The organism is Paraburkholderia strydomiana (assembly GCF_031456815.1).
GTDB lineage: Bacteria > Pseudomonadota > Gammaproteobacteria > Burkholderiales > Burkholderiaceae > Paraburkholderia > Paraburkholderia caledonica.
Genome location: NZ_JAVDVL010000016.1, coordinates 50,393 through 76,883 on the forward strand (window position 1 = coordinate 50,393; position 26,491 = coordinate 76,883).

Below are 26,491 nucleotides of genomic sequence, written 5' to 3' on the forward strand. Positions count from 1 at the left end.
TTACGGCTGCGCGGCTGGCTTGACGGAAGATCGGTCAGTTCATCAGTCAGGTCATTAATCAACCTCAAAAACGCGAATCGGCCTTCAAAAAGGCCGATTCGTGCGTAATACGGACGGCAGCGACGGACATTGACGTCGCCGGATTCCGGTTTTCGTGTATATTGTAGCGATGGCACAAACGGCTCAAATCTCCTCGATTTCGAAACTGCACGGCAAAACGGCCCGTGTGGTTAAGCTCGCCATTACCACCGCAACATCCATTAAAACGATTACCCCGAAAACGATCACGAAGCGCTGATCGTCCGTCGTGCCCGCTCATCTTCCCCGCGCGGTCACTGCGGGCAAAGATGCGGGGAAGTTTCCACTCGAAGGGTATGAAGTCATGAACGTAGGTCTCGTAGGTTGGCGCGGCATGGTCGGCAGCGTCCTGATGCAACGCATGCAACAGGAAGGCGATTTCGACTTGATCGAACCGGTGTTTTTCAGCACCAGCAACGCGGGCGGCAACGCGCCGTCGTTCGCCAAAAACGAGACCAAGCTCAAAGATGCAACAAGCATCGAAGACCTGAAGAAGTGCGAAGCAATCATCTCCTGCCAGGGCGGCGACTACACGAACGAGGTGTTCCCGAAGCTGCGCGCGGCCGGCTGGAACGGCTACTGGATCGACGCGGCGTCGTCGCTGCGCATGAAGGACGACGCGGTCATCATTCTCGATCCGGTCAACCTCGACGTGATCAAGAATGCCCTTGTGAAGGGGCAGAAGAATTTCATCGGCGGTAATTGCACGGTCAGCCTGATGCTGATGGCGCTCGGTGGCCTGTTCCGCGAAAACCTCGTCGACTGGATGACGGCCATGACGTATCAGGCTGCATCGGGCGCGGGCGCGCAAAACATGCGCGAACTGCTGCAACAAATGGGCACGCTATACGGTGCAGCCAAAGAAGATCTGGCTGATCCGTCGTCGGCGATTCTCGATATCGACCGCCGCGTGTTGTCCGCCATGAATAGCGACCGCATGCCGACCGACAACTTCGGCGTGCCGCTCGCCGGCTCGCTGATTCCGTGGATCGACAAAGACCTCGGCAACGGCATGTCGAAGGAAGAGTGGAAGGGCGGCGCCGAAACCAACAAGATCCTCGGCAAGCCGGCCATGGGCACGCCGGGTTCGATTCCGGTAGACGGCCTGTGCGTGCGGATCGGCGCGATGCGTTGCCACTCGCAGGCGTTGACCATCAAGCTGAACAAGGACGTGCCGCTCGACGAAGTGAACAGCATCCTCGCTTCGGGCAATGACTGGGTCAAGGTTGTCCCGAACGAGCGCGAAGCGTCAATGCGCGACCTCTCGCCGGCAGTGGTAACGGGAACGCTCACGGTGCCGGTCGGCCGGGTGCGCAAGCTGGCCATGGGCGGCGAATATCTGTCGGCATTCACGGTCGGCGACCAGCTGTTGTGGGGCGCGGCCGAGCCGCTGCGCCGTATGCTTCGCATTGTGCTCGACAAGTAAAGTAAACTACGCGGTCACGACGCGTAGAAAACTCAAGAAGCGTCGCGCTTGCGCGGCGCTTTTTTCATTTGTGTGCTCCGAATATCTTGTCTTTTTATAACCGCAAAAAAGGGCCGCGCGCTGACGCGCCAGGAGTCCCGATGAATCTTCGACTCTCTTCCCTTCGGGCCATGTTTGCGCGCCCAGATACCGGCCGCCTTGCGGTCGCAGCCGCTTTGGCGGTGATGCTGGCTGGCGCCGCTTCGAGCAGCGCCATCGCGGCGCCCGTCGACGCAGCGAGCGCGCCGGACGGCGCTTCGGTATCCGCTTCCGGAACCGCGCCTGTCTCCTCTGCGACTGGCGGCCAATACACGGTGCGGCCCGGTCAGTCGCTGAACGACGTGGCGATCGCCGTCACGCAGTCACACGACCGCGCCACGCTCGCTCGCGCGGCCCGCGCGCTCTTCGACGCGAATCCGAGCGCCTTCATGGGCCACGATCCGAGCCGCATGCGATTGGGCTCAGTGCTGAACGTGCCGGCGCTGGACGCGTCCGGCGCGGTTGCCGCGTCTGCAGCGCGTCCGGCATCGGTGCCGACGGCCGACAACGGCTCGCCGTCGAATGCGGCAGTCGGATCCGGCGCAAGCAGCGCCGCGCCGGGCAATGCAGCAGCGGCGAGTACGGCAGGCGGGCAGAGCCCCGCTACGCAAGCTGCGACGTCGCCCGCGCCCGCGGTTCAGGGCTCGGCCAGCGACGCAAGCTCCGTGGTGTCGAGCGACGCGGCATCGTCGGCTGCTGCTGCTACTGCTGCCGGATCGCAAGCTGCATCGGCTGCGAGCGGCACGCATGTGTGGGCTGGTTCGGTCCAGCCTTCGGCAAGCGAGGCAGCCGCCGCCACCGGCGCCTCGCAGCCGCGCGCGCAAGTGTCGAGCTTGCAGCAGTTGCTCGCGCTCAAGAATCGCGTGCTGATGGAGTTGCAGAAGCACGGCATCGGCAAGGCCCCGGCAGCGCCGGTCGCGCCTGTTGCAAGCGGCACGCAATCGGCGGGGGGCGCTTCGTCTGCTGCGGTCGTGCCCGGTCGTCCGGGCACTGCGACCACCACGTCGAACGATACGGGCATTTCGCAGACGAACCTCGCTATCGCGGCGGCGGTCGGCGCTGCGCTGGTCGTGCTGTTGACCGGCTTGCGTCTTGGCCGGCGCAAGCGTGAGCGTCTGGCGCAGGAGGAACACGCGGCGTCAGCGGACGGCATAGCGCCGTCCGGCGTGGCTGAGCAGTCGAATCGGATTGCGCCTGCAGACGAGGTATTCGAGCCTAACTTGACCGACGCGGACGCCGCCGCCGCGCAGCATGCGGCCGCAATGGCCGCCGCCGAGCGCGAAGCTGCCGAGGGCGAAGCCGCCGCTCGCGAAATGTCGGAGCGTGTTGCCGCAGAGCGCGAGGCGGAAATTCGCGCAGCCGCTTCGCGCGAGGCTGAAGCGCGCCAGGCGGCAGAGCAGGGAGCAGCAGAGCGGGACACTGCGCAATTCGCTGCCGACGAGGTCGCGGGCGTACGCGAGACGGCTCAGCCAGCCGGAGAGCACGAGCCATCGGCGGACTTCGCGGCGCCGAACGCCGAGCTGAGCGACGACCACGCCGCGCCCGCGGAAGCCGCTGCGCTGGAACAATCCGAACTCCCGCCGGCCCAGATCCACCACGAACTGGACGCCGCGACGACCGTTGCCAGCCTCGACACCGCCGCCGAGCTAGGCGCCGACGCGCTGCCGCGCGCGCCGCTCGAGCCGCTCGAGCCGGTTAACGAAGCGTGGGAGCCGGAACCGCTTTCGCATCGTCTCGAATGGGACGACGAGCCGTTGCCGGCCGAGCCGATGGAGCCTTTGAGTCCTCAACCGCTGGCGACAACCGCGCAAGTCCACGACGACCACGTCGACACTCCCGCGCAGCCCGCAGCGGCCGACCAGCCGCGCGTCCAGGCGCCGGCGGACTTCCCGCGTGACGCCCTCGATGCATTCGGCAGTCTCGATATGCCCTTGCCGCCGCGCGTGGAGTCGGCGGCAGAAACCGTTCATGCGCCCGAGTCGCTGAGTACACAGCCCGTCGCGTCGCAGGAAGCAACGGCGCGCCAGGCCGTGCTGCCGCCCGATGCGGACGAAGCGCCGCATGCGGCCGATGAAATCGCAGCCGGGACCGCCGGCCGTGCTGCCGTGGCAGGTCTCGGTGCCGGCAACCTCGGTACAGCGGGCTTCGGCGCGCTGAAGCTCGATTTCGATCTGGAGCTGCCGCCAAGCCCGGCCCAGCCGTTACCGGCGTTCACGCCTGCCGACCTGGCCCGCATCGCGCGCAACAAGCTGGACCTGGCGGCCGAGTACATCGAACTGGGCGACCTTGCCGGCGCACGCACGCTGATTAACGAAGTGATCGAGTCAAACGATCCGGCCACGCGCAACGACGCCCGCGCGTTGCTCTCGACGCTCGCTCCGTTGTCGTGAAGCGGATTGCTTTAGGCGTCCAGTACGACGGTTCGGCGTTCTGCGGATGGCAGTCGCAGCCGCACGGCAACACGGTTCAGGACGAGCTCGAAAAGGCGCTGCGCGAATTCGCGCAGACGCCGGTGCATACCGTCGTCGCCGGCCGCACGGACACGGGCGTGCATGGGCTCGGCCAGGTCGTGCATTTCGATACGGAGCTCGACCGAGCGGACATTTCGTGGATTCGCGGGACGAACTCGTTTTTGCCGAAAACAATCTCCGTGCAGTGGGCGAAGCCGATGCCGGAAGCGTTCCACGCGCGGTTTTCGGCGTTCGAGCGCACGTATCACTATCTGTTGTACGTCCATCCCGTGCGCTCGCCGATGCTCGCAGCGCGCGCCGGCTGGGTGCACACGTCGCTCGATATAGACGCGATGCGGGCGGCCGCCGCCCTTTTGATTGGTGAACGCGACTTTTCGGCGTTTCGCTCGTCGCAATGTCAGGCCAAGACGCCGGTCAAGCATCTGTACCAGATCGACATTCAGCAACAGGGCGACTTCATCCATTTCCGTTTCCGGGCGAACGCGTTCCTGCATCACATGGTGCGCAACCTGATGGGGTGCCTGGTCTATGTCGGCAAGGGTCGGCGCCCCGTCGCGTGGATGGCCGAAGTGCTCGCGAGCCGCGACCGCGAATGGGCGGCGCCGACCTTCATGCCGGACGGGTTGTATCTCGCGCAAGTGGGCTATCCTGAGCACTTCGCGGTGCCCGCGCCGCAGACCGGCAGCGTGCCGTGGAGTACCGTATGGAACGAGCAGGCACATCATGAACTTTGAAAATTACGGGACTGACAGCCTCGCGAACGAAGCTGGCGCTGCCGCGCCTGAGCAAGGCATTCCGCGGCGAACGCGCATCAAGCTGTGCGGGCTGTCGAAACCCGCCGACGTCAGCTGCGCGATAGATCTCGGCGCCGACGCCATCGGCCTCGTGTTCTACCCGCCGAGCCCGCGTTCAGTGAGCGTTGCGCAGGCCGTCGAGCTTGTGCATCAGGTGCCGCCGTTCGTGTCGGTGGTCGGCTTGTTCGTGAACCCCACGCCCGACTGGATGCGCGAGGTGGTCAGCAACGTCGGGCTTTCGCTGTTGCAGTTCCACGGCGACGAGACGGCGGACCAATGCGAATCGCTCGCCAGCGTTGCGGGTTTGCCTTGGTTGCGCGCGCTGCGAGTTGCGGCGGATACTCAACCGGCCGATTTGGTAAAATCGGCTCTCAACTATTCAGCTGCCAGCGGCTTCCTGTTCGACACCCATGTCGAAGGCTATGGCGGCGGCGGGAAGGTTTTCGATTGGTCACTTATTCCAGCAGAGCTCGCGCGTCGGGCCGTTTTGAGTGGTGGGTTGAACGCGCAAAACGTCAGTGACGCGATCCATCGCGTGCGCCCGTACGCGGTCGATGTCTCGAGCGGCATCGAAGTACCGGGCGCCAGGGGCGTGAAAGATCACGCCCGGATGGCGGCATTCGTGCGCGCGGTGCGCGCGGCGGATGCCGGATGATTTCGCGGCGCGGCACCCCAAAATGCCGCGCGCCAGATATGAGTGATCACCATGTACAACTTGCCTGACGAAAGAGGCCATTTCGGCCAGTTTGGCGGCGTGTTCGTCGCTGAAACGCTGGTCCACGCGCTCGACGAGCTGCGTGCTGCCTACGAGAAATTCCAGAAAGACCCGGAGTTCGTCGCCGAATACGAGCGCGAATTGAAGTACTTCGTTGGTCGGCCCTCGCCGATTTACCACGCGCAGCGTTGGAGCGAACTGCTGGGCGGCGCGCAGATTTTCCTCAAGCGCGAAGACCTTAACCACACCGGCGCACACAAGATCAACAACGTGATCGGCCAGGCATTGCTGGCCAAGCGCATGGGCAAACCGCGCGTGATCGCCGAAACCGGCGCCGGCCAGCACGGCGTCGCCACGGCGACCATCGCCGCGCGTTTCGGTATGGAATGCGTGGTCTACATGGGCGCCGAGGACGTGCGCCGCCAGGCCGCGAACGTCTACCGGATGAAGCTGCTCGGCGCTTCGGTTGTGCCAGTGGAGTCGGGGTCGCGCACGCTGAAGGACGCGCTGAACGAAGCAATGCGCGACTGGGTGACGAACGTCGAAAACACGTTCTATATCATCGGCACGGTGGCGGGGCCGCATCCTTATCCGATGATGGTGCGCGACTTCCAGCGTGTGATCGGCGACGAGTGCAAAGTGCAGATGCCCGAACTCATCGGGCGGCAGCCGGACGCGGTGATCGCGTGCGTCGGCGGCGGTTCGAACGCTATGGGCATTTTTTACCCGTATATCGACGACACCGCGGTCGAGCTCATCGGCGTGGAAGCGGCGGGCGACGGCATCGAGTCGGGCCGTCACGCCGCCTCGCTGATTGGCGGCAGTCCAGGGGTTCTGCACGGCAACCGTACTTATCTGCTTCAGGACGAGAACGGGCAGATCATCGAGACACATTCGATCTCGGCGGGCCTCGATTATCCGGGCGTCGGCCCTGAGCATGCGTGGCTAAAAGAGATTAACCGCGCCCAATACGTTGGTATCACCGACGAAGAAGCGCTCAAGGCGTTCCACGACTGCTGCCGCATCGAGGGCATCATTCCGGCGCTGGAGTCCAGCCACGCGCTGGCTTACGCCACGAAGCTCGCGCCGACGCTGCCCAAGGACAAGCACCTTCTGGTGAACTTGTCGGGCCGCGGCGACAAGGACATGCACACGGTCGCCGAGCGATCGGGCATCCAGTTCTGAGCACCGCACCGATGCGTGACGAGTTCGACGAGCCGCAACCGGCGACCACTGAAATACCGCCGGCCGGCGAGCCTCTGACGCCCGGGGCACCTGCTCTGCTTTTGCCGCAGGTGCCTGCGGGCATCCAGTTGTTGAACCGCGATTTTCTGACCGATGTAGCGAACATTCCCGACGGGTCGATCGACCTGATCCTATGCGATCCGCCATATGGGCTCGGCAAGGATTACGGCAACGACTCCGACATGCGAACCGGCGACGATTTTCTCGCCTGGACGCGTGGATGGCTTGAGCTGGCAATCCCGAAGCTCAAGCCGTCGGGCTCGCTTTATATTTTTTGCACGTGGCAGTACGCGCCGGAAATCTTCAGCTTCCTGAAGACGAAGCTCACGATGATCAACGAGATCATCTGGGACCGGCGTGTGCCGAGCATGGGCGGAACGGTGCGCCGATTTACTTCGGTGCATGACAACATCGGCTTTTTCGCGGTGTCGAAAGATTACTATTTCGACCTCGATCCCGTCCGCATCCCGTACGATGCAGTCACGAAGAAGGCGCGTTCGCGTAAGTTGTTCGAGGGCAGTAAGTGGCTGGAGCTTGGCTATAATCCAAAGGACGTCTGGTCTGTATCGAGGCTGCACCGGCAACACGCCGAGCGCGTCGATCATCCCACGCAAAAGCCTTTGGAAATTGTCGAGCGAATGGTGCTGGCAAGTTGTCCGAAGGGCGGCCGCGTGCTCGATCCTTTCATGGGCAGCGGCACCACCGCAGTCGCTTGCGCCCGTCAGCAGCGCGAATTCGTCGGCTATGAGATCAATGAAAGTTACTGCGCGATAGCGCGCGAACGCGTGAGCGCGGCTGCTTCCGTGCCCGCAACGCGTCGGCCGGCCAAACCCAAGGCTCAGCGGCAAACCGAAGTTCAATGACGCAACGCGCCGAGCGCCAGCGCAGCAGTAGCTTAATCGAGAATAACTCCATGTCCCGTATCAAGAACACGTTCGACGCGCTGTCAGCGCAAGGTAAAAAAGGCCTGATTCCGTTCATGACGGCCGGCGATCCGGATCCAGCCCGCACGGTCGAATTCATGCACGCGCTTGCCGCCGGCGGCGCCGATGTGATCGAGCTCGGCGTGCCGTTTTCCGACCCAATGGCGGACGGTCCGGTCATCCAGCAGTCGTCCGAGCGGGCGCTCGCACACGGCGTGTCGCTGCGCCACGTGATCGCCGACGTGAAACGCTTCCGCGAGACCAACGACACCACGCCGGTCGTGCTGATGGGCTACGCCAATCCCATCGAACGCATGGGTGCGGAAGCCTTTGCGAAGGCAGCGAAGGAAGCGGGCGTCGACGGTGTGCTGGTAGTCGACTATCCGCCGGAAGAATGCGCTAACTTCGCCGAAAAAATGCGCTCCGCGGGCATCGACCCGATCTTTTTGCTGGCGCCCACGTCGACCGACGAACGTATCGCGGAAGTCGGCAAAATAGCCAGCGGCTACGTCTATTACGTCTCGTTGAAAGGCGTGACCGGAGCGGCAAATCTGGACGTTTCCAGCATCGCGAGTAAAATCCCGGCGATCAAGTCGCGCGTGCCCTTGCCGGTGGGCGTCGGTTTTGGCATCCGTGACGCCGAAACGGCGCGTCTCGTGGCCGAAGTATCCGACGCCGTTGTGATCGGCAGCCGTATCGTGCAATTGCTCGAGCAGACGGCTCCCGAAGCCGCCGCTGGGACGCTCACACGCTTCGTCGCCGAAGTGCGCGAAGCGCTAGATAGCGTCGCGACCGCCCGATAACAGTAATTTTGTCGTCTGTAGTGCGAGCGGCGGGTTTATCCCGCCGTTTGCTCGACCGTTGACCCCAGAAGGATTGAATATGAGCTGGCTCGATAAGCTGCTGCCGCCGAAAATCAAACAAACCGACCCGAAGAACCGCAAGGGGATTCCGGAAGGCCTGTGGATCAAGTGCCCGTCGTGCGAAGCCGTGCTGTACCGCAACGACGTCGAGGCGAATCTGCACGTTTGCCCGAAGTGCGATCACCACATGCGTATCGGCGCGCGCGAGCGGCTGGACGGTTTGCTGGATCCTGAAGGCCGCTACGAAATCGGTCAGGAAATCGTCCCGGTCGACGCGCTCAAGTTCAAAGACAGCCGCAAGTACCCGGACCGCCTGAAAGAAGCCATGGACGACACCGACGAAACCGACGCAATGGTCGTCATGGGCGGCGCGATCCACACGCTGCCAGTCGTCGTGGCCTGCTTCGAATTCTCGTTCATGGGTGGCTCGATGGGCTCGGTGGTCGGCGAGCGCTTCGCGCGCGGCGCCCAGAACGCGCTCGAGCAAAAAGTGCCGTTCATCTGCTTCACCGCTTCGGGCGGCGCGCGGATGCAGGAAAGCCTGCTCTCGCTGATGCAAATGGCGAAAACCACCGCCATGCTGACCAAGCTGGCCGAAGCCAAGCTACCCTTCATCTCGGTGCTGACCGACCCGACCATGGGCGGTGTCTCGGCGAGTTTTGCGTTCCTCGGCGACGTCGTGATCGCGGAACCGAAGGCGCTGATCGGCTTCGCCGGCCCGCGTGTGATCGAACAAACCGTGCGTGAAAAACTGCCGGAAGGATTCCAGCGCGCCGAGTTCCTGCTGACGAAGGGCGCCATCGACATGATCGTGGACCGTCGCAAGCTGCGGGAAGAACTCGCTCAATTGATGGCGTTGCTGAGCCATCAGCCGGCGGACGCCGTCGCGTAAGCAGCGCTTGACGGGAACGCCCGTCGAACACCGTCCTCGTTGAAATGCAGTAAGAACAGCGCGCCGCGTGAGCAGTCAAGCGGCGCGCTGCCATTTCCGGGATAATCACGGTCTCACCTGCAGCACCATGTGCCGTCCCGCGCATGTTCGTCGCACCGCTCAATGATTTTCTCGCGATTCACCCGATGACCACATTCCCCACCCTCGACGCGTGGCTCACGCACCTTGAATCCGCGCATCCGGTCGGCATCGACATGGGTCTCACGCGCATCAGTCAGGTGCGCGACGCGATGGAACTGTCGTTCGCGTGCCCGGTGATCACGGTCGGCGGAACGAACGGCAAGGGCTCGACGTGCGCGATCCTCGAATCGATCCTGCTGCGCGCCGGTTTTACCGTGGGTTGTCATACTTCTCCGCATTTGCTGTCGTTCAACGAGCGCGCGCGGATAAACGGCGAGATGGCGAGCGACGCCGAGCTGCTGTCGCACTTTGAAAAGGTCGAAACCGCACGGACGAGCCTTGCCGAGCCGGTCTCGCTCACTTACTTCGAATTCACGACGCTGGCGATCATGAGCCTCTTTGCGTCGCGCGGACTGGACGCGGTGATTTTCGAAGTCGGTCTGGGTGGCCGCCTCGACGCGGTGAACATTCTGGACACCGATTGCGCGATCATCACGAGCATCGACATCGACCACACGGAATACCTCGGCGACACGCGAGAGAAAATCGCGCTCGAGAAGGCTGGCATTTTCCGGGCGGGCAAGCCGGCGATCTGCGCGGACCCGGTCCCGCCGCAAACGCTGATCGACTATGCCGACCAGATTGGCGCCGATTTGTGGTTGTTCGGCCGCGATTTCCGCTACGAAGGGCAGGCCGGCAGCGAGCGCCAGCAATGGAGCTACGTCGGCCCGACGCTGCGGCGGTCCGCGCTCGCCTATCCGGCGCTGCGCGGCGCGAATCAGTTGATCAATACGTCCGCGGCGCTGGCCGGGCTGGAGGCACTCCGCGACCGTCTGCCGGTCTCGGCCCAGGACATCCGGCTCGGTCTCGCGAACGTCGAATTGCCCGGACGTTTCCAGGTCCTGCCGGGCAAACCGGCAGTCGTGCTGGACGTCGGCCACAATCCACATGCGGCCGCCGTGCTGAGCCAGAATCTCGGCAACATGGGCTTCTTTCCGTACACGTACGGGGTGTTCGGCATGATGGGCGATAAGGATATTGCCGGCGTGCTCGCGCATCTGAAGGGCGAGATCGACCACTGGTGTGTGACCGATTTGCCGACGCCGCGAGCGGCATCGGCGGAAGAACTGGAAGCCGCCTTGCACGCGCAAGGCGTGGGCGACAGCGCCGACAGCACCGTGACGCGCTACGCCACGCCTGCCGAGGCGTACCAAGATGCGCTAAAGCGGGCGTCAGAGAATGATAGAATCGTGGTTTTCGGCAGTTTCTATACGGTAGCCGGCGTTATGGCCTACCGTAAATCGCAGCAACACTGAACGGGCGCCACGCTCGAACCAAGCGATTCATGGGAATTTTCTCGTTCGGCAAGAAAGACGACGCGCCCAGCCGGCGCGACGCAAACACCAGTTCCACCCGGGCTGCCCGTAGCGAGCGCGTGGAGCGGCGAACCCGCCGCACGGAGCGCACCGTCGACGCCGATGCGATGCTGCTCGACCCCACGTTGCCCGAAAAGCAGCGCGCGCGGCGTCGGCTGGTTGGTGCAATCGCAATGGTCGTAGCGGCGGTGGTCGTGCTGCCCATGGTGCTCGACTCGCATCCGAAGCCTGTCACAGACGACATCTCCATCGACATTCCGAGTCGCCCGGCGCCCAAGCTCGCGCGGCGCGAGGAAGACACTCAGGCTGGCGTAGCGCCGGACAATCCGACGCCCGACTCAGCGCTCGCGGCTTCAGGCCTCGCGCCCGCTACTTCGTCTGCGCAAACGCAGTCAGGCGGCGCAAAGAAGAACGCGACGCAGGAAGCAAAGCAGGACGCCAAGCCGGCGGAAGCGAGCACGAATCCTGCGCCCGCCGCCAAGCCGGCTGTGAAGCCGCAGGCACCCGCCGTTGCCGCCAACGCCGCGCCTGCACCTGCGCCAGCCACCGCGGCGCCAGCCGTTGCCGCGAAGCCGGCCAGCAAGCCGGCACCGCACAGCAATGCAACGTCCGCCGCGCCATCGGCGGAGGAATCCAACGCCGTCGCCAATACGGACGCGAATTCGGGAACGCCGGCGTCGCCGCCGGGCAGCCGTTTCGCTGTGCAGCTCGGCGCTTTTGCAAACGAAGCGAATGCGCGCAGTTGGGCAACCAAGTTGAAAGCGGCCGGAGTGCCCGCATATACCGAACATCGGAAACAGGCTGACGGCACAACGCTCACACTTTTGCGTGCCGGCCCGTTTGCGGACCGGGCAGCGGCGAGTGCCGCAATTGCAAAGGTTCGTGAGGCCGGCTTGTCGTCGGGCGCGAACAACGGCGCTGCACAGTAAGCGAGCGATGTTCACTGCCTTCGACTACGCTGTAATGGCGGTGATCGGTTTGTCGGCCTTGCGCGGCACGTGGCGCGGGTTTTTGTCCGAAGTGTTCGGGCTTATCGGCTGGATTGCGGCGTTTTTCATTGCTTGCCGCTTCGTCGGTTATGTCGTGCCGTATATCCCGTCCACGTGGCCGGGCGGCGCGTTGACACAGTGGCTGCTGGCCTTCGCGTTGGTGGCGATCGGTGTGGTGCTGGTGGCGAGCGTGCTGAACGCGCTGCTTGGCCGCATCGTGCAGGCTACCGGCCTGAGCGGCGTGGACCGCTCGCTCGGTTTGATGTTCGGCCTCGTGCGTGGGGTCGTTCTGGTGCTGATTCTGGTCGCCCTCGCAGGCTTGACCGAATTGCCCCAACAGGAATTCTGGCGCAACGCCTTGCTGCGGCCATATGCGGTAGAGGGCGTGCACGTAATGAAACCGCTGCTTCCGGAGACGCTCGCTGCCTACGTCCGCGTGTGACGAGCAATTGAGTGTCTAAGGAACGCCGCAGGAATCCGGCTCAAACCGGCTGCCTCTACATCATGTCGCGAACCCGCGCGTCATATCGTGCGCTTGCGAGGCACCGGCCGCTCTGACGAATTTCGTACCTTTGAAGGACATGCCATGTGCGGCATCGTAGGCGTAGTTTCCCATTCTCCGGTCAACCAGCTGATCTATGACAGCCTGCTGCTCCTGCAGCACCGCGGTCAGGACGCCGCCGGCATCGCCACGGCGAACGGCAGCAATTTCCACATGCACAAGGCCAACGGCATGGTGCGCGACGTGTTCCGCACGCGCAACATGCGCAGCCTGCCGGGCAACACCGGCATCGGCCAGGTGCGCTACCCGACCGCCGGCTCGGCGTCGAGCGAAGAAGAAGCCCAGCCGTTCTACGTGAACGCGCCGTTCGGCATCATCCTCGCGCACAACGGCAATCTGACCAACTGGCAGCAGCTGAAAGATGAGATGTTCCGCATCGATCGCCGCCACATCAACACGAATTCCGACACGGAAGTCATGCTCAACGTGCTCGCGCACGAATTGCAGCTTTCGAGCTCGGGCCTGCAACTGGATCCGGCTGCGCTCTTCAAGGCCGTGTCGGGTGTGCATCGCCGGGTGCGCGGTTCGTATGCGATTGTTTCGCTGATCGCCGGCTACGGGCTGCTCGGCTTCCGCGACCCGTTCGGCATTCGCCCGCTTTGCCTCGGCAAGCAGGAAACGGCGGAAGGCGTCGAATGGATTCTCGCGTCGGAGTCGGTGGCGATCGAAGGTATCGGCTTCGAGTTCGTCCGCGATATCGCGCCGGGCGAAGCGATTTTCATCGACATCGAAGGCAATCTGCATTCGCAGCAGTGCGCGACGAACCCCAGCTTGAACCCGTGCATTTTCGAGCTCGTGTATCTGGCGCGTCCGGATTCGGTGCTCGACGGCGTGCCGGTCTACAACGTGCGTCTGCGCATGGGTGACTATCTCGCCGAGAAGATCCGGCGCGAGCTGCCTGACGTCGCAATCGACGTCGTGATGCCGATTCCCGATTCGTCCCGTCCGGCCGCAATGCAGGTCGCGAAGAAGCTGGGCGTCGAGTATCGCGAAGGTTTCTTCAAGAACCGTTATGTCGGCCGCACGTTCATCATGCCGGGCCAGGCGGTGCGCAAAAAGTCGGTGCGCCAGAAGCTGAATGCCATGGGCATCGAGTTCAAGGGCAAAAACGTGCTGATCGTGGACGACTCGATCGTGCGCGGCACCACCTCGCATGAAATCGTGCAGATGGCGCGCGACGCCGGCGCGAACAAGGTGATTTTTGCTTCGGCCGCGCCGCCGGTGAAATTCCCGAACGTCTACGGTATCGACATGCCGACGCGCGGCGAGCTCGTCGCTCATGGCCGTTCGGACGAAGAAGTGGCACGCATGATCGGCGCGGACCATCTCGTCTATCAGGACGTCGACGCGCTCAAGCAAGCCGTTCGCGACATTAACCCGGCGCTGAAGGAGTTCGAAGCGTCGTGTTTTGACGGCAACTACGTGACCGGCGACGTGACCACGGAGTATCTCGACCGCATCGAAACCGCGCGTCTCGCACCGTCTTCGCAGTCGGATCGCGACGCTGCGAGCGAAGCGATCGACGGCGGCGGCCCAGCGCGCTCGCAGCTGCATTTGCAGTTGTCGGTGGGCTGAGTTCAGCGCTGGCGTTCGCGGCATGGCGCGCCTCGCTGCACGCCGCGCCGCGAGCGTGTTAGCATGGCAGCTTGCGTCGATTTGATCTCAGCTTGCGGACGCGGGGCAACCCAAAACAGCTAAAGCGAATGGTGGACAAGCCGCAACCATCCGCCTCCGCTCCAGCTTTCCCCCGCATATGAAGCCCGCTTGTACCGACGCAAAAGCGCCGGCACAGAAGCGGGCTTTTTTGTTGCTGCCGTTCGGCCGCGGTTTCGCTGCATACAACCGCAACTAGCCGCGCACCGAACGCAGTCATGGAACATTGGAAACCACAACGAACATGGACGACTCCCTGAACTTCGATACGCTGGCAGTCCGCTCGGGCACGGTGCGCAGCGACTTCAACGAGCATTCGGAAGCGATATTCCTGACGTCGAGCTTCGTCTTCGCGAGCGCAGCGGACGCCGCCGAGCGCTTCAAGAATTCCGAGGACTATTACACGTATTCGCGCTTCACCAACCCGACCGTCTCGATGTTCCAGGACCGTCTGGCAGCGCTCGAAGGCGGCGAAGCGTGCATGGCGACTGCTTCGGGAATGGCCGCGATCATGTCCGTCGTGATGTCCACGCTGCAAGCGGGCGACCACCTGGTCAGTTCGCAGGCGTTGTTCGGTTCCACGCTCGGCATGTTCTCGCAGATTTTCAGCAAGTTCGGCATTACCACCACGTTTGTCGATCCGACGAATCTGGACGCGTGGAAAAACGCCGTGCGTCCGGAGACGAAGATGTTCTTCCTCGAAACGCCGTCGAATCCGCTGACCGAGGTTGCCGACATTGAAGCAATCAGCAAGATCGCCAAAGCCGCCAATGCGTTGTTCGTGGTCGACAACTGTTTCTGCAGCCCGGCGTTGCAACAGCCGCTGAAGCTTGGCGCCGACGTCGTCATGCATTCGGCCACCAAGTTCCTCGACGGCCAAGGGCGTGTGCTGGGCGGCGCGCTGGTCGGCTCGAAGAAGTTCATCATGGAAAAGGTGTTTCCGTTCGTGCGGAGCGCCGGGCCGACCTTGTCCGCCTTCAACGCATGGGTGTTGCTCAAGGGCATGGAAACGCTGTCGCTGCGCGTCGAAAAGCAGTCGGCGAACGCGCTCGAAATTGCACGCTGGCTCGATGACCATCCCGCCATAAAGCGCGTGTTTTATCCTGGCCTCGAATCGCATCCGCAACACGCGCTGGCCATGCGTCAGCAGAAGGCGGGCGGCGCGATCGTCTCGTTCGAGTTGAAGGGCGACACGCCGGAACAGATGCGAGCGAACGCGTGGCGCGTAATCGACAGCACGAAAATCTGCTCGATCACCGGCAATCTCGGCGACACACGCACGACCATCACCCATCCGGCGACGACAACGCATGGCCGCGTGACGCCCGAGGCGCGCGCTGCTGCAGGCATTACGGAAGGCTTGATTCGACTCGCCGTGGGGCTGGAGAACGCAGCGGATATCCGCGCCGATCTGGAGCGCGGTCTGGCAGGCTGAGGCAGTCTGCGTTATCGAAAAGAGTGGTACATGGCGCGCTGAGATGGTCGGTCAGCGCGCCTTTTTCATGCCCCAAAGCGTGGCGTGTCACCGCGTCATTGGGTCAACGCTCAACTGCGCGACGCTCAATGCCGCAACGCGCGCCATTGACCGGGCGCGAGACCAAACCGTCGCGTGAACGCGTGCGTATAAGCGCTTTGATCGCCGAAGCCGATGTCCAACGCAATGTCAGTCAGCGAAAGCCGCGGATCGGCGAGTAGCGTGAGCGACGTATCGAGCCGCAGCCGCTGCAAATAGCGATGCGGCGTTTCGCCGAACGCTTCTATAAAAAGCTGGTGAAACCGCCGCATGCCGAAGCCGCAATGCGCGGCGAGATCGGCGATACGTAGCGGCTCTGATAAATGCGCGCGCAGCCAGCGGTCGATCCTCGCGAAGTCGAGTCCCGCGGCAGGCGCGTCGGCGTCGGTGCATTTCATCGCCGCGCCCGCCACCAGCGCCGCGCCCAGACGTGCGGCAGCATCCCAATGGAAACGACGGGCGTCGAGATCGTCCGCCGGCGCACCGTTCGCGGCCCGTGACGCAATGCGCTGAATAAGGTCGGTAAGCGGCGCGTCGACGGCGACGGCTCGCGCACGGTCGAACAGACGCTCCGGCACAGCGAGCGTCGTAGCCGGAAGATCCAGCACAAGCTGCCGGTTCTCGCCGAGGCCCGCGTAATCGTGCCGTGCGCCTGCGGGAATGAGCCAGGCGCAGTGTGCGTCGATGCGTTGCGCGACACCGTCCACAGACATCACCATCGCGCCATGGAGCCCGAGTACGACCTGGTGAAAGTCGTGCACGTCCGACGCTTGCGCCGCCTCGAAGCGGCGCAGCGAAACGCTCGGTGCGGTAACAGCGGCGTGCGTCATCGGAAAGGCGCCATGGCGAACAGCAACGACGATTTAGACGTCGAGCAATTCGACTTCGAACACGAGCGTCGCGTTGGGCGGAATCACGCCGCCTGCACCACGCACGCCGTAGCCGAGTTGCGGCGGAATGGTCAGCTTGCGCGTTCCGCCGACCTTCATGCCTTGCACGCCTTCGTCCCAGCCCTTGATGACCATGCCGCCGCCCAGCACGAACGCAAACGGATCATTGCGGTCCTTGCTCGAGTCGAACTTCTGGCCATCGGTCAGCCAGCCGGTGTAGTGCACGCTGACGGTCTTGCCAGCAACCGCTTCCGCGCCCGTTCCTTCAACGATGTCTTCATACTTCAAGCCGGATTCGGTAGTCACAGTCGACATATGTCGCTCCTCAGTTCAAAAACGTGAAACCGACATTGTAGGCGCGTTGACGTGGTGCGGTCGAACAATGCCGCGTGGCACGACGATTGCGTTCCAGCCGTCCATCCGGCCAGGGTGGTGACGCCCGGCGGCATGCCTATAATGGGGCTCCCCAATCATGATGCATTGCCAGAGAGGTCGATCGTGACAACGTCTTCAACCGGATCCGCTGGCGCACAACCGGTGACTTCCGGCTTCGCCGTATCCGAACGCACCGCGCATTTGCGCGCTGAAACCGCGCTGTTCATGCGCGACCACGTGCTCTCGCTGGTATCGCACGATCTGCGTGGTCCGTTGAACGCTATCCATAGCTGGGCTTACGTGCTCGAACGCAAGCTCGACGCCAACGATCCCAATTCGCAGCGCGCGGTCACCGGCATCCGCAATGGCGTCGATCAGCAGGTCAAGCTGCTCGAAACGATTGTCGACGCCACGCGCGCCGAAACCAAAACGCTCGCGCTCGTTTATGAGCCGTTCCCGCTTCATCCGCTGCTCGATGAAACCGCCGAAGAAATACGCTCGGCACTCGCGCGTTCGCGACGCGTGGAGATCGCGATCAACTCGCAGCTCGCCACCGAGCAACTGAATGGCGATCGCGAGCGTCTTGCCGCTGCGCTGTGGCTGATGCTCACGTTTGCCGTCGAATCCAGCGCAGAAGGCGCGACTGTCACGCTGGAATCGCGCGCGGATGCGACCAGCTGGCATGCGGCTGTCACGTACCAGACGAGCGCCGCACTGGACGATCCGTCGCTGCCTCATGTGCTCGAAGCGTTCGCGCGCAAGCAGGCCCGGGAAACGCGGGAAGCTAACCGCATCGCATGGGTACTTGCGCTCTGCAAGCGTGTCGCGCAGGCGCACGGCGGCAGCTTCGACCAGCATGACGCCACTGAAACCGCGCCGGCCGCGCTCGCTTTGCGTGTTCCGTTGAGCGCTTCGTCGCCCCGATGAACGGCCGCGCCTTGCACGTGTTGTTCGCGATTAACTTTTCGGCGAGCTTTCAACCTCTATACTGACAACTTTTGTCGCCGGAGCCCTCCGCTTTGATCCAGGTTGTCGCCCTTATCGGTGCGTTGTTTCTCGTCGCCCTGAACGGTTTCTTTGTTGCGGCCGAATTCGGCCTGGTCAAACTGCGGCAGACGCGCGTGCAGAGCCTCGCCGAAAGGCACGGCATGCGCGGACGTCTGCTCGCCAAGGTGCATGGCCGCCTCGACGCTTATCTGTCGGCCTGTCAGTTGGGCATTACGCTCGCGTCGCTCGGCCTGGGCTGGATCGGCGAGCCTGCGTTTGCCGAACTGCTCACGCCGCTTTTCAGCCTCGCCGGCGTGGAATCCGAGAAACTGATCCACGGCATTTCGCTTTTCTTCGCGTTTTCGTGTATTTCGTTTCTGCATATCGTGGTGGGAGAACTTGCGCCGAAGTCGCTCGCAATTCGCGAAGCGGAGAAGGTTTCTCTGTGGGCCGCCACGCCGCTGTACGGCTTTTATTGGGCAATGTATCCGGCCATCTGGGTGCTCAACACAAGCGCCAATGCGGTGCTGAGGCTCGCCGGTCTGAACGCCGACCATGCACACGACTCCCACTATTCCACCGACGAGCTGAAGCTGATTCTGCGTAGCCGCCGCACCAACGTTGCATCGGAACGCGGCGCGCCGGAAGACGCGTATAGCCAGGACGAGTGGAACACCATTGCGCATTCGCTGGACTTTTCGCGCATGACGGTGTCCGACCTGATGCGGCCGTCGTATGAAATGATCGGCTTGCGGCTCGACTTGCCGCTGCGCGAGAACATGCAGGTTGTGGCGCGGCATCGCTTTAGCCGCTACCCATTGTTCGAAGACGCCTCAGGCGAGCGCGTAGCCGGCATGATCCATTTGAAGGACCTGCTGCTGGCCCGCCACGCCGGCAGTACGCTCGACGATCTCTCGCAGTACGCGCGCCCAGTTCAATACGTCAAGCCGGAAATGCCGGCGCTCGAACTGTTTCGCCGCTTCCGCAAGGGTGCGCCGCACTTCGCGCTGGTCGGTCACAAGAACTCGAAGCCTATCGGTTTCCTCACGCTCGACAACCTGCTCGGCGCGCTGGTCGGCCAGATTCACGACGAATTCCGTCAGGGCGACGCCGACTGGACTCGCATGGACGACGGCACGTTGATGGGCAAGGGTAGCTTGCCGGTCGTGTCGCTGGAGCGCGCGTTGGGTATCGACATCGATGAAGGCAAGGCCGAATCGGTTGGCGGCCTCGTCATTCAGGCGCTCAACGATCTGCCTACAGAAGGGCAGCGAGTCGAATTCGATCGCTTCGACGTCGTCGTGAAAAAGATGAAGGGTCCGCGCATCGTGCTGGTGCGCGTGTACCCCAAAGTCTTCGACGACGAAGGCGGCTAGAGTCTCACGACTCCAACACCGCCTTCGTTCCGGTTCGGCAAGCCGGCAATCACGCCCGCTCTCAATTGCGCGGCACGCCGTCCTCGACGAGCACTGCAATCGGCATTGCCGCAAGGGCATCGCGCAAATACAGCAAGCCGTTTTCATCGACCTTCGGCGCAGCCGGACTCAGCCAGTCGAACAACGCTCGCGCTGACAGATCCGCCGGCATCTCGACCGCCGTGTCTTGCCATTTCTCCGGATCGACCATCGGCAGATCGCCTTCTTCGCCGAGCAAGCCGGCCGCGAGCCGGCTTGCTATGACGACAGCCCACGCATTCCCATGTCGCCGCGCGAACGCAATCACATTCGACGCATGCGCGCCCCGCACAGTCAGCGGCAGGTAGGTGCCCTGGCTCAGCAACTCCGGCAGATGCGCACGCAATGCAAGCACTCGCTGCACGACGGCGAGCTTCACACGTCCATTACGCCACGTCGACAGAAACTCCGAAGGCGGCGCCTGGGCAAGCCAGGTCGCACGCTGCTCGAAATCGACGGGCCGGCGATTGTCCGGATCGACGAGACTGAAATCCCACAACTCGGTACCTTGATAAAGATCCGGAATCCCAGGCGATGCGAGCCGCAAGACAGTCTGCTGAAAACTGTTGACCGCGCCGGCGCGTGAAATCCGCGCGACGAACGCGGCCAACTCCTTTAGGAAGCCGTCGCGCCGCTGCGGCGCCATGATGTCGAACAGGAAGTCGCGGCAACCGGCTTCATATGCTTCGTCGGGTGCGAACCAGTTGGTCTGCAGCTTGGCTTCGCGCAGTGCTTTGAGTTGCCACTGCGCGACGCGCTCAGCCAATGCCTTGACGCCCGCTTCGTCGTCCGGCTTCAGGTCCGGTGGCCAGCAACCGACCAGCGTCTGATACAGCATCGCTTCAGCGGCGGGGCCGGGCGCCCAGTCGTAGCTAGTGTCCTGTGCAACGCTGCTGATCGGCGTGCCTTCAGGCGAACGCCGGTGCGGCGCATTCAACGTCGACCATGCACGCGAGGTCGCGCTCCACTCGTGCGCAATTTCGCTGAGTACCGCGAGCCGTGCGCGCACGTCTTCGCCGCGCTTGTGATCGTGGGTCGCCGTTGCGAGCATTGCGTAAGGAAAGCGCTGTGAGCGCTCGACATTGCCCGCATGAAACTGCTCGACCGACAACGCGAATTCTCCCGGATCGGCACCCACCTCGTTACGCGACAACAGCCGCCCGTAGCGATAGCACGCGGTATCTTCGACCGCCTTCGCGGCAACCGGCGCAGTCAACTGCGAGAACAGCGTCTGCGCGGTGCGCCGCGCCGAACCCGCATGGTTTGGCGGTGCACCGTTCTGCCCTTGCTGTTGCTGGCCATGACGCCCTGCGGGCGCTTCGTCCACACTGCCGCCGAGCCATGCATTGACGCGCTCCAGAACGCCATGATCGGCGCGAGAAAGCGTCGCGCGCGCGCCGGCCAGCGCCTGCTCGAAGAACACATTGTCGGCGGCACTGCGTAGACCGTTTTGCGGATAAATGCGGTACACCGGAAAATGTACGACCAGTTCGGTCAGCACGCGGCGCAATGTCGTGAAGGTGTAATCGCGCGTGGCGAGCGAGTCGCGCGCAATGCGATGCAGCGCTCGCGCCGCGCGGTCGAGTTCCGCCGAAAGATTTTCCGCAAGAACCTTGCGCCGTGCGACGAGTGCTTCGTCCGCAAAATTCGCGCTGCGTCCCGTGAGTTCGGTCCACGCCTGCGCAAGCGGCTCTGCGCCCGCCGGGTCGTGCAACAGCGCGCCCACGTCGTTCATGAAGTCGTAGCCGGTGGTGCCGTCCACCGGCCAGTCGTCGCGCAGCGGTTCGCCGCGCGCAAGAATCTTTTCGACGACTACATACGGCGTGGTGTCGCGTAACTCTGTCAGACGTTGCCGCAGCCGCTGACAGTACTCGCGAGGCTCGGCGAGTCCATCAACGTGGTCGATCCGCAAACCGTCGATCGTGCCTTCCTGATACAGGCGAAAGACCAGCGCATGCGCGGCTTCGAATACTTCCGGCCGCTCGGCGCGCACCGCGGCAAGCGTCGAAATATCGAAGAAGCGCCGCCAGTTGACTTCGTCGGCGGCGGTGCGCCACCACGCGAGACGGAAGTGCTGACGCTCGAGCAGCCGATGCAGGCGGTCGCGTGTGACCGGGTCTTCGGGGGAATACGTCTGGATCACGGAATCGATTGCCGACTTGCCGTTTTGCGCGACGAACTCACGCAAAGCGTCGCGCCCTTCGGCGGCACGCGGCTGATCCGCGGGCTGCGTCGTCAGTCCATGGAAGCGTTCGGCGAGTGCGCTGAGATCGGCGCGGTCGGCGCTCTGCAGAATCGACGCGTAGTCGGTCGGACACACCGGAAAGACGTGCGGCCCGTAGCCGACATAAAAGCGTCCGCTATCTGCCGCGAAGTGCAACGCGATACGGCCCGACGCGAGTTCATCGCCATACGGGCCGCCAAGTGTCGGCAGCAACACCTTGCCGCGCAAAGCCGGATCGGGCGAATGCCAGTCGACATCGAAGTGACGTGCATAGGCGCTATGTCGCCCCCATTCAAGGATATCGAGCCACCACGCGTTGCTCGATCCGCCGACGCCCATATGGTTCGGCACCATGTCGACGATGAGGCCCATGTCGCGCGCGTGGAGTTTGTCGACGAGGCGCTTCAAGCCTGCCTCGCCGCCGCATTCGGCGCTGACCTGGGTGTAATCGACGGTGTCGTAGCCGTGCATCGAGCCTGGCTCGGCCGTGGTAATGGGCGACGCGTACACATGGCTAATGCCGAGCGCCGCGAAGTAGTCGACGTGCTTCGCGGCGTCGTCGAACGTAAAGCCCCGGTGAAACTGGAGGCGAAGAGTGGAGCGCGGGACGGTCATGGCGTGTCAGGCCCCGAAGAAGTGTTGGCTGATGGATTAGAAACGGTCGCGGTGCTGCGGGCCCGATCGACGGCGAGAAGCCTGTCGCAGAAATTGTCGTCTTCAAACATCTCGTCTACAGACAGATTCCCGCGACGGCGCCAGTTCGGATGCTCGTCGATCGAACCGGGCAGGTTCGGCTGGTCGGTCTGACCGAGCAGGTCTTCAAGCGGAAATGTGACGAGCGGGCTGGGCGTCGCCGCAACGAATGCGAGGGCTTCATCGACGGGCGGGCTCTCGGGCGGCGGCGCTTCGACATCGGGCGCGGCGACGCCGGCTTGCTGGAACGCGCGCCACAATTCGGCGCGGTCGCTTGCGCGCTCTTCCTGCGCCGCTTCTTCCGGATCGCGGCCGTCGGCGCGCGCCGTCGTCTGCCCAATCTTGTTGCGCCACGTAATGTCGCTGCCGCGCCACCAACCGGCGACGGTCGGCAGATCGTGAGTCGTGGTGGTGCCGACCGCGTTGCGGTCCCAGGACTGCGGCGGCTTGAAGCCGGTGCCGTCTTCGTCACGCTCGAACCACAGCACGCGGATGCCGGCAATGCCATGATCGTCGAGGCGTTCGCGGAAGCCGGGCGGCACGGTCCCGAGATCTTCGCCGATCACGATTGCGCGATGCCGCCACGATTCGAGCGCGATAAGACGCAAGAGGTCTTCGAGCGGATAGCGCAGATAAGCGCCGTCGCGCGCGCTTTCGCCTTCGGGCACGAGCCACAGACGCCGCAAACCGAGAATGTGATCGATGCGAATGCCGCCGGCATGCGCGAACGCGGCGCGCAACATGTCGATGAAAGCGGAGAAGCCCTGCGTGCGCATCGCGCGCGGTGAGAAGGTGGTGAGTCCCCAGCTCTGACCGGCCTGATTGAACAGGTCGGGCGGTGCGCCGACAGATACGCCTTGCAGCATGTCGTCGCGATACGACCACGCGTGGCTGCCGGCGCTGTCGCATCCCACCGCGAGGTCGGCGATCAGCCCGACGGCCATACCTGCCTCGCGCGCTGCGTGCTGCGCGTGCGACAACCCCTTGGCCGCGAGCCATTGCAGGAACAGATGGAAGTCGACTTCATGGCGATTCGCTTCGGCGAACGCATCGACTTCTGGACTGCGCGGATCGCGCAAGGCTTCAGGCCAGTTTCGCCAATGACCGTTGCCGCCTTGTGCGAGTTGCGCTGCCTGTAGCGCTTCGAAACGCGCGTGGTCTTCGAGCGCACGTCCCGCGCGTTCGCAGAATCCGTGAAATTCCAGCGCGCGCGGTGTGTCCTGCTTGCCGCCTTGCGCACGTTCCTGGCTGCAGAAATTCTCGAACAGCGCGCGCAAGACTTTCAGCTTCAGCACCACGGCGTTCGGCCAGTCGATCAGCGGCAAGGCTTCGAGTTGCGTCCACGCGTCGGTGGCTTGCGCGGACTCCATCGCGGCGCGTGCAGCGTCTGCTCCGAACACGGCGGCCGGATCTATGTGCGTGACGTTCAGCCACAAACGCGACGACGGCGAATACGGGCTGAAGCGATTCGGCTCCGCGCTGAACATGGCGTGCGTCGGGCTGACGGCAAGCGCATGCACGCCGTGCTTCGCGCTTTGCGTCGCAAACTGCGAGAGCGCCGAATAATCGCCAATGCCTCCATCGCCGGTGCGTCGCAGGCCGTACAGCTGCGCGGCGATGCCCCATAGCGGCGGAGTCCTGGCGTCGTCACCGCCGTCGTCGTTGCGCAAGGCGCGCCACGCGTCGTCGACGGTATAGCAACGCGACGGCGCGACCGCGAGCGTGACGCGCTGTTCGTGAATCACGAGCGTGTGATAGCCGGGTTCGTCGATCGGCGCGAGCAAAGCCTGCTCGCCTTTGGGCGCGGTAAAGCGTCCGTCGATGATCGAGCCGCTCTCCAGCTCGATCCGGTAGTGGCTGCCCGACTTCAGCGCCGACGCAGGCAATGCTATGCCGCGCCCGACTTCAGCGGTCATGAGCGGCGGCAGCTTGCGGCCCGACAGTTCGGCTTCGAGCGCGGCGGCGCTCTGGCGGATCTGCGTGGCATTGCCGCATGGCAAGCCCATCCGTTCGAGCAGCACTGCAAGCGTGTTCTCGGGCACACGATGCACCTTGCGATGCGCGTCTTCCCACTCCACCTCGAAGCCGGCGCGCGTCGCGAGTGTGGCTATCGTGTCGTTAGGGCGTCGGGTACTCACGTGCGGCGCTCCTCTTTGCCGACAACACGCGCATCGTGACCGCTCGCGTAGTCGTTGATGTCGCCCGTCAACCATGCGACGAACGCATTCGGCGGCAACACGTTCGCATCGATCTGTTCGCGCACGCGCGGCGGCGTTTCGAAAATGACCTTGCCCGCGGGCACGTCGTTGAACGGCACACTCTGTTTCGACAGATTGAGCGCGAACGACAACGTCTCGCCGTCGCCGAGTTTCCAGCGCGCAATCAACGCATTCGCGTCAGCGCCGTTCTCGTCGGTCAGCACCGTTGCGTCGAGCGCCTTGCCGTGTTTCAGTCGCGGCGTAATCAGTTTTGCGCGTACCGCCAGCGCGGACTTGTAGAAGTGCATCCAGTCCAGCCGGTCTTTCGCTTCGTCGTCCTGCGCGGGTGCCGTCGCGGTCTCCGGCGGCGACGATGCGGCGAACGTCCCGGCGTCGTTCGGATCGGGAATCTGCGCACGGCGTTTCTCATCGCTGAACGACGAGAAGCGCGCGAACTCGCGGCGGCGTCCTTCACGCACGGCGTCGGCGAGATCGCCGGTGTAGTCGGTGAAGAACAGGAACGGCTGCGTGGAGCCGTACTCTTCGTCCATGAACAAAAGCGGAATTTGCGGCGACAGCAGCAGCAACCCGGTCGCCGCACGCAATGCGTCGTCCGAAGTCAGCTTGCGCAGGCGCTCGCCGAATGCGCGATTGCCGATCTGATCGTGGTTCTGCAGGAACATGACGAACGACGTCGGCGGCAAATGCCCGCTCGATTCGCCGCGCGGCGCACCGTCATGAATCGGCGACGGATCGCCTTGATACGCAAAACCTTCGGACAGCACGCGCGCGAGACGCCGAATCGGCTGATCTTCATAGGCGTGGTAATAGCCTTCGGTTTCGCCGGTCAGCAGCACGTGCAGCGTGTTGTGCGCGTCGTCGTTCCATTGAGCGTCGAAGTGCGTCTCGAGCAGGCTCGCGCTGTTGTGCTCGTTTTCGAGCACGAGATGCACGTGGCGGCCATGTTGGACGTGCGCGCGGATATGGTCGGAGAGCTCGCGCAGCCATGCGTGATTGTCGATGGCGTGGACGGCGTCGAAACGCAACCCGTCAATGCGATATTCGTTGATCCAGTAGATGGCGTTGTCCGTGAAGAAATCGCTGACTTCAGTGCGGTCGAAGTCGATTGCCGGGCCCCACGGCGTATGCGTGCCTTCGCGGAAAAACGATCGCGCGTATTCATGCAGGTAGTTGCCGTCAGGTCCGAAGTGGTTGTAGACCACGTCGAGAAACACCATCAGGCCGAGACCGTGGGCGGCGTCGATCAGCGCTTTGAGTTCTTCGGGACGGCCGTATGCGGAGTCGGGCGCGTACGGCAGCACGCCGTCATAGCCCCAGTTGTGCTTGCCGGGAAAATCGTTCAACGGCATCAGTTCGATGGCGGTCACGCCAAGCGCAGCGAGCGCCGGCAAGCGCTTCTGCACGCCCGCATAGCCGCCCATTGCGCCGACATGCAGCTCGTACAACACCGTTTCTTCCCACGGACGGCCATGCCAGTCCGTATGTTCCCAACGATACGCGCGCGGGTCGATGACTTCGCTCGGGCCATGCACGTCTTGCGGCTGGAAGCGCGACGCCGGATCGGGCACCGCATTGCCGTCGTCCAGACGGAAGCGATACAGCGTGCCCGCGCCGCTTTCCACGCTTGCTTCAAACCAGCCGTTTCCCGCCGGCGTCATTTCATGCGCGCCTTTCGCGGGGCCGTTCTCGATTTCAACCTGAACGCTTTTGCACGACGGCGCCCAGAAACGAAACCGTGTGCGTGGGCTCGTCCCTTTTGGACCCAGCAATTGCGCGCCAAACGGCAGGCAATGAGCGTAATGATGCGCGTGTGGGTCGATTGGATTTTCTGACATGATTCTTCACCATTCGGTTTTGCTGTCGGATTGCTCACACGCCGTTGGCGGCATCG

The 26,491-nt window shown here is 63.5% G+C and carries 20 protein-coding genes; 15 read left to right on the forward strand and 5 right to left on the reverse strand.

Annotated elements, in window-relative coordinates:
* Nucleotides 1–382: 382 nt before the first annotated feature.
* The 13 genes from asd to J2W46_RS30010 all read left to right on the forward strand — a co-directional run bounded on the left by asd (nucleotide 383) and on the right by J2W46_RS30010 (nucleotide 15,680).
* Entirely contained in the window at nucleotides 383–1,504 is a 1,122-nt protein-coding gene (gene asd, locus J2W46_RS29950) for an aspartate-semialdehyde dehydrogenase (protein ID WP_027805102.1), read from the forward strand.
* Nucleotides 1,505–1,644: 140 nt separating this feature from the next.
* Entirely contained in the window at nucleotides 1,645–3,972 is a 2,328-nt protein-coding gene (locus J2W46_RS29955; RefSeq protein ID WP_310358771.1) for a FimV/HubP family polar landmark protein, read from the forward strand.
* Entirely contained in the window at nucleotides 3,969–4,787 is an 819-nt protein-coding gene (gene truA / locus J2W46_RS29960; RefSeq protein ID WP_310358774.1) for a tRNA pseudouridine(38-40) synthase TruA, read from the forward strand. The genes J2W46_RS29955 and truA overlap by 4 nt, the downstream gene beginning before the upstream one ends.
* Entirely contained in the window at nucleotides 4,777–5,502 is a 726-nt protein-coding gene (locus tag J2W46_RS29965) for a phosphoribosylanthranilate isomerase (RefSeq protein ID WP_310358777.1), read from the forward strand. The genes truA and J2W46_RS29965 overlap by 11 nt, the downstream gene beginning before the upstream one ends.
* Before the next feature lie 51 nt (nucleotides 5,503–5,553).
* Nucleotides 5,554–6,747, forward strand: coding sequence for a tryptophan synthase subunit beta (trpB, locus tag J2W46_RS29970; protein ID WP_020071052.1), 1,194 nt, complete (start codon nucleotides 5,554–5,556; stop codon nucleotides 6,745–6,747).
* 11 nt (nucleotides 6,748–6,758) lie between these two features.
* Nucleotides 6,759–7,670, forward strand: coding sequence for a DNA-methyltransferase (locus tag J2W46_RS29975; RefSeq protein WP_310358780.1), 912 nt, complete (start codon nucleotides 6,759–6,761; stop codon nucleotides 7,668–7,670).
* A 50-nt stretch (nucleotides 7,671–7,720) separates the two neighbouring features.
* Entirely contained in the window at nucleotides 7,721–8,533 is an 813-nt protein-coding gene (gene trpA / locus J2W46_RS29980; protein ID WP_027805100.1) for a tryptophan synthase subunit alpha, read from the forward strand.
* Nucleotides 8,534–8,612: 79 nt separating this feature from the next.
* A complete protein-coding gene (gene accD / locus J2W46_RS29985) occupies nucleotides 8,613–9,485 on the forward strand; it encodes an acetyl-CoA carboxylase, carboxyltransferase subunit beta (protein WP_012428630.1) in 873 nt (290 codons plus the stop codon).
* A 185-nt stretch (nucleotides 9,486–9,670) separates the two neighbouring features.
* The gene (folC, locus tag J2W46_RS29990) at nucleotides 9,671–10,981 is read left to right on the forward strand and encodes a bifunctional tetrahydrofolate synthase/dihydrofolate synthase (RefSeq protein ID WP_310358783.1); all 1,311 of its coding nucleotides are present in this window, start codon (nucleotides 9,671–9,673) and stop codon (nucleotides 10,979–10,981) included.
* A 29-nt stretch (nucleotides 10,982–11,010) separates the two neighbouring features.
* Entirely contained in the window at nucleotides 11,011–11,970 is a 960-nt protein-coding gene (locus J2W46_RS29995) for an SPOR domain-containing protein (protein WP_310358786.1), read from the forward strand.
* A 7-nt stretch (nucleotides 11,971–11,977) separates the two neighbouring features.
* Nucleotides 11,978–12,472: a CvpA family protein gene (locus J2W46_RS30000; protein WP_020071047.1), complete on the forward strand. Its 495-nt coding sequence runs from the start codon at nucleotides 11,978–11,980 to the stop codon at nucleotides 12,470–12,472.
* Between the two features lie 144 nt (nucleotides 12,473–12,616).
* Entirely contained in the window at nucleotides 12,617–14,167 is a 1,551-nt protein-coding gene (gene purF / locus J2W46_RS30005) for an amidophosphoribosyltransferase (protein ID WP_020071046.1), read from the forward strand.
* 322 nt (nucleotides 14,168–14,489) lie between these two features.
* Nucleotides 14,490–15,680, forward strand: coding sequence for an O-succinylhomoserine sulfhydrylase (locus tag J2W46_RS30010; RefSeq protein ID WP_204523774.1), 1,191 nt, complete (start codon nucleotides 14,490–14,492; stop codon nucleotides 15,678–15,680).
* Nucleotides 15,681–15,805: 125 nt separating this feature from the next.
* Here the strand turns inward: J2W46_RS30010 and J2W46_RS30015 are convergent, their stop codons facing one another.
* Together J2W46_RS30015 and J2W46_RS30020 are read right to left on the reverse strand one after the other, a co-directional pair.
* Nucleotides 15,806–16,588, reverse strand: coding sequence for an AraC family transcriptional regulator (locus tag J2W46_RS30015; protein ID WP_204523775.1), 783 nt, complete (start codon nucleotides 16,586–16,588; stop codon nucleotides 15,806–15,808).
* A 33-nt stretch (nucleotides 16,589–16,621) separates the two neighbouring features.
* Nucleotides 16,622–16,963 (reverse strand): FKBP-type peptidyl-prolyl cis-trans isomerase, encoded by a 342-nt coding sequence (locus J2W46_RS30020; protein WP_006047612.1) that lies wholly within the window; start codon nucleotides 16,961–16,963, stop codon nucleotides 16,622–16,624.
* Nucleotides 16,964–17,146: 183 nt separating this feature from the next.
* On the opposite strand from J2W46_RS30020, the gene J2W46_RS30025 reads away from it, so the two are divergent.
* Entirely contained in the window at nucleotides 17,147–17,950 is an 804-nt protein-coding gene (locus J2W46_RS30025; RefSeq protein ID WP_310358792.1) for a sensor histidine kinase, read from the forward strand.
* Between the two features lie 92 nt (nucleotides 17,951–18,042).
* Nucleotides 18,043–19,386, forward strand: coding sequence for a hemolysin family protein (locus tag J2W46_RS30030; RefSeq protein ID WP_020071042.1), 1,344 nt, complete (start codon nucleotides 18,043–18,045; stop codon nucleotides 19,384–19,386).
* 61 nt (nucleotides 19,387–19,447) lie between these two features.
* On the opposite strand, the gene treY is transcribed toward J2W46_RS30030, so the two are convergent.
* From treY to treZ, 3 genes are read right to left on the reverse strand one after another with little or no spacing between them, the layout of a single operon-like run.
* Nucleotides 19,448–22,303 carry a malto-oligosyltrehalose synthase gene (treY, locus tag J2W46_RS30035; RefSeq protein ID WP_204523777.1) on the reverse strand — a complete coding sequence of 952 codons (2,856 nt, stop codon included), beginning with the start codon at nucleotides 22,301–22,303 and terminating at the stop codon, nucleotides 19,448–19,450.
* On the reverse strand, nucleotides 22,300–24,519 hold the full coding sequence (gene malQ, locus J2W46_RS30040) for a 4-alpha-glucanotransferase (RefSeq protein WP_310358798.1): 2,220 nt from the start codon (nucleotides 24,517–24,519) through the stop codon (nucleotides 22,300–22,302). Before malQ ends, treY begins: the two co-directional genes overlap by 4 nt.
* Nucleotides 24,516–26,435 (reverse strand): malto-oligosyltrehalose trehalohydrolase, encoded by a 1,920-nt coding sequence (gene treZ / locus J2W46_RS30045; RefSeq protein WP_310358801.1) that lies wholly within the window; start codon nucleotides 26,433–26,435, stop codon nucleotides 24,516–24,518. The genes malQ and treZ overlap by 4 nt, the downstream gene beginning before the upstream one ends.
* Between the last annotated feature and the right edge of the window lie 56 nt (nucleotides 26,436–26,491).

Excerpts from the sequence above, each read along its gene's own strand:
- purF (WP_020071046.1), top strand. The coding sequence starts at position 12,617 with ATGTGCGGCATCGTAGGCGTAGTTTCCCATTCTCCGGTCAACCAGCTG.
- folC (WP_310358783.1), top strand. The coding sequence starts at position 9,671 with ATGACCACATTCCCCACCCTCGACGCGTGGCTCACGCACCTTGAATCC.
- J2W46_RS30020 (WP_006047612.1), bottom strand. The coding sequence starts at position 16,963 with ATGTCGACTGTGACTACCGAATCCGGCTTGAAGTATGAAGACATCGTT.
- J2W46_RS29965 (WP_310358777.1), top strand. The coding sequence starts at position 4,777 with ATGAACTTTGAAAATTACGGGACTGACAGCCTCGCGAACGAAGCTGGC.
- J2W46_RS30015 (WP_204523775.1), bottom strand. The coding sequence starts at position 16,588 with ATGACGCACGCCGCTGTTACCGCACCGAGCGTTTCGCTGCGCCGCTTC.
- treZ (WP_310358801.1), bottom strand. The coding sequence starts at position 26,435 with ATGTCAGAAAATCCAATCGACCCACACGCGCATCATTACGCTCATTGC.
- asd (WP_027805102.1), top strand. The coding sequence starts at position 383 with ATGAACGTAGGTCTCGTAGGTTGGCGCGGCATGGTCGGCAGCGTCCTG.
- J2W46_RS30000 (WP_020071047.1), top strand. The coding sequence starts at position 11,978 with ATGTTCACTGCCTTCGACTACGCTGTAATGGCGGTGATCGGTTTGTCG.
- J2W46_RS30010 (WP_204523774.1), top strand. The coding sequence starts at position 14,490 with ATGGACGACTCCCTGAACTTCGATACGCTGGCAGTCCGCTCGGGCACG.
- J2W46_RS29975 (WP_310358780.1), top strand. The coding sequence starts at position 6,759 with ATGCGTGACGAGTTCGACGAGCCGCAACCGGCGACCACTGAAATACCG.
- trpB (WP_020071052.1), top strand. The coding sequence starts at position 5,554 with ATGTACAACTTGCCTGACGAAAGAGGCCATTTCGGCCAGTTTGGCGGC.
- trpA (WP_027805100.1), top strand. The coding sequence starts at position 7,721 with ATGTCCCGTATCAAGAACACGTTCGACGCGCTGTCAGCGCAAGGTAAA.
- accD (WP_012428630.1), top strand. The coding sequence starts at position 8,613 with ATGAGCTGGCTCGATAAGCTGCTGCCGCCGAAAATCAAACAAACCGAC.
- J2W46_RS29955 (WP_310358771.1), top strand. The coding sequence starts at position 1,645 with ATGAATCTTCGACTCTCTTCCCTTCGGGCCATGTTTGCGCGCCCAGAT.
- J2W46_RS29995 (WP_310358786.1), top strand. The coding sequence starts at position 11,011 with ATGGGAATTTTCTCGTTCGGCAAGAAAGACGACGCGCCCAGCCGGCGC.
- treY (WP_204523777.1), bottom strand. The coding sequence starts at position 22,303 with ATGACCGTCCCGCGCTCCACTCTTCGCCTCCAGTTTCACCGGGGCTTT.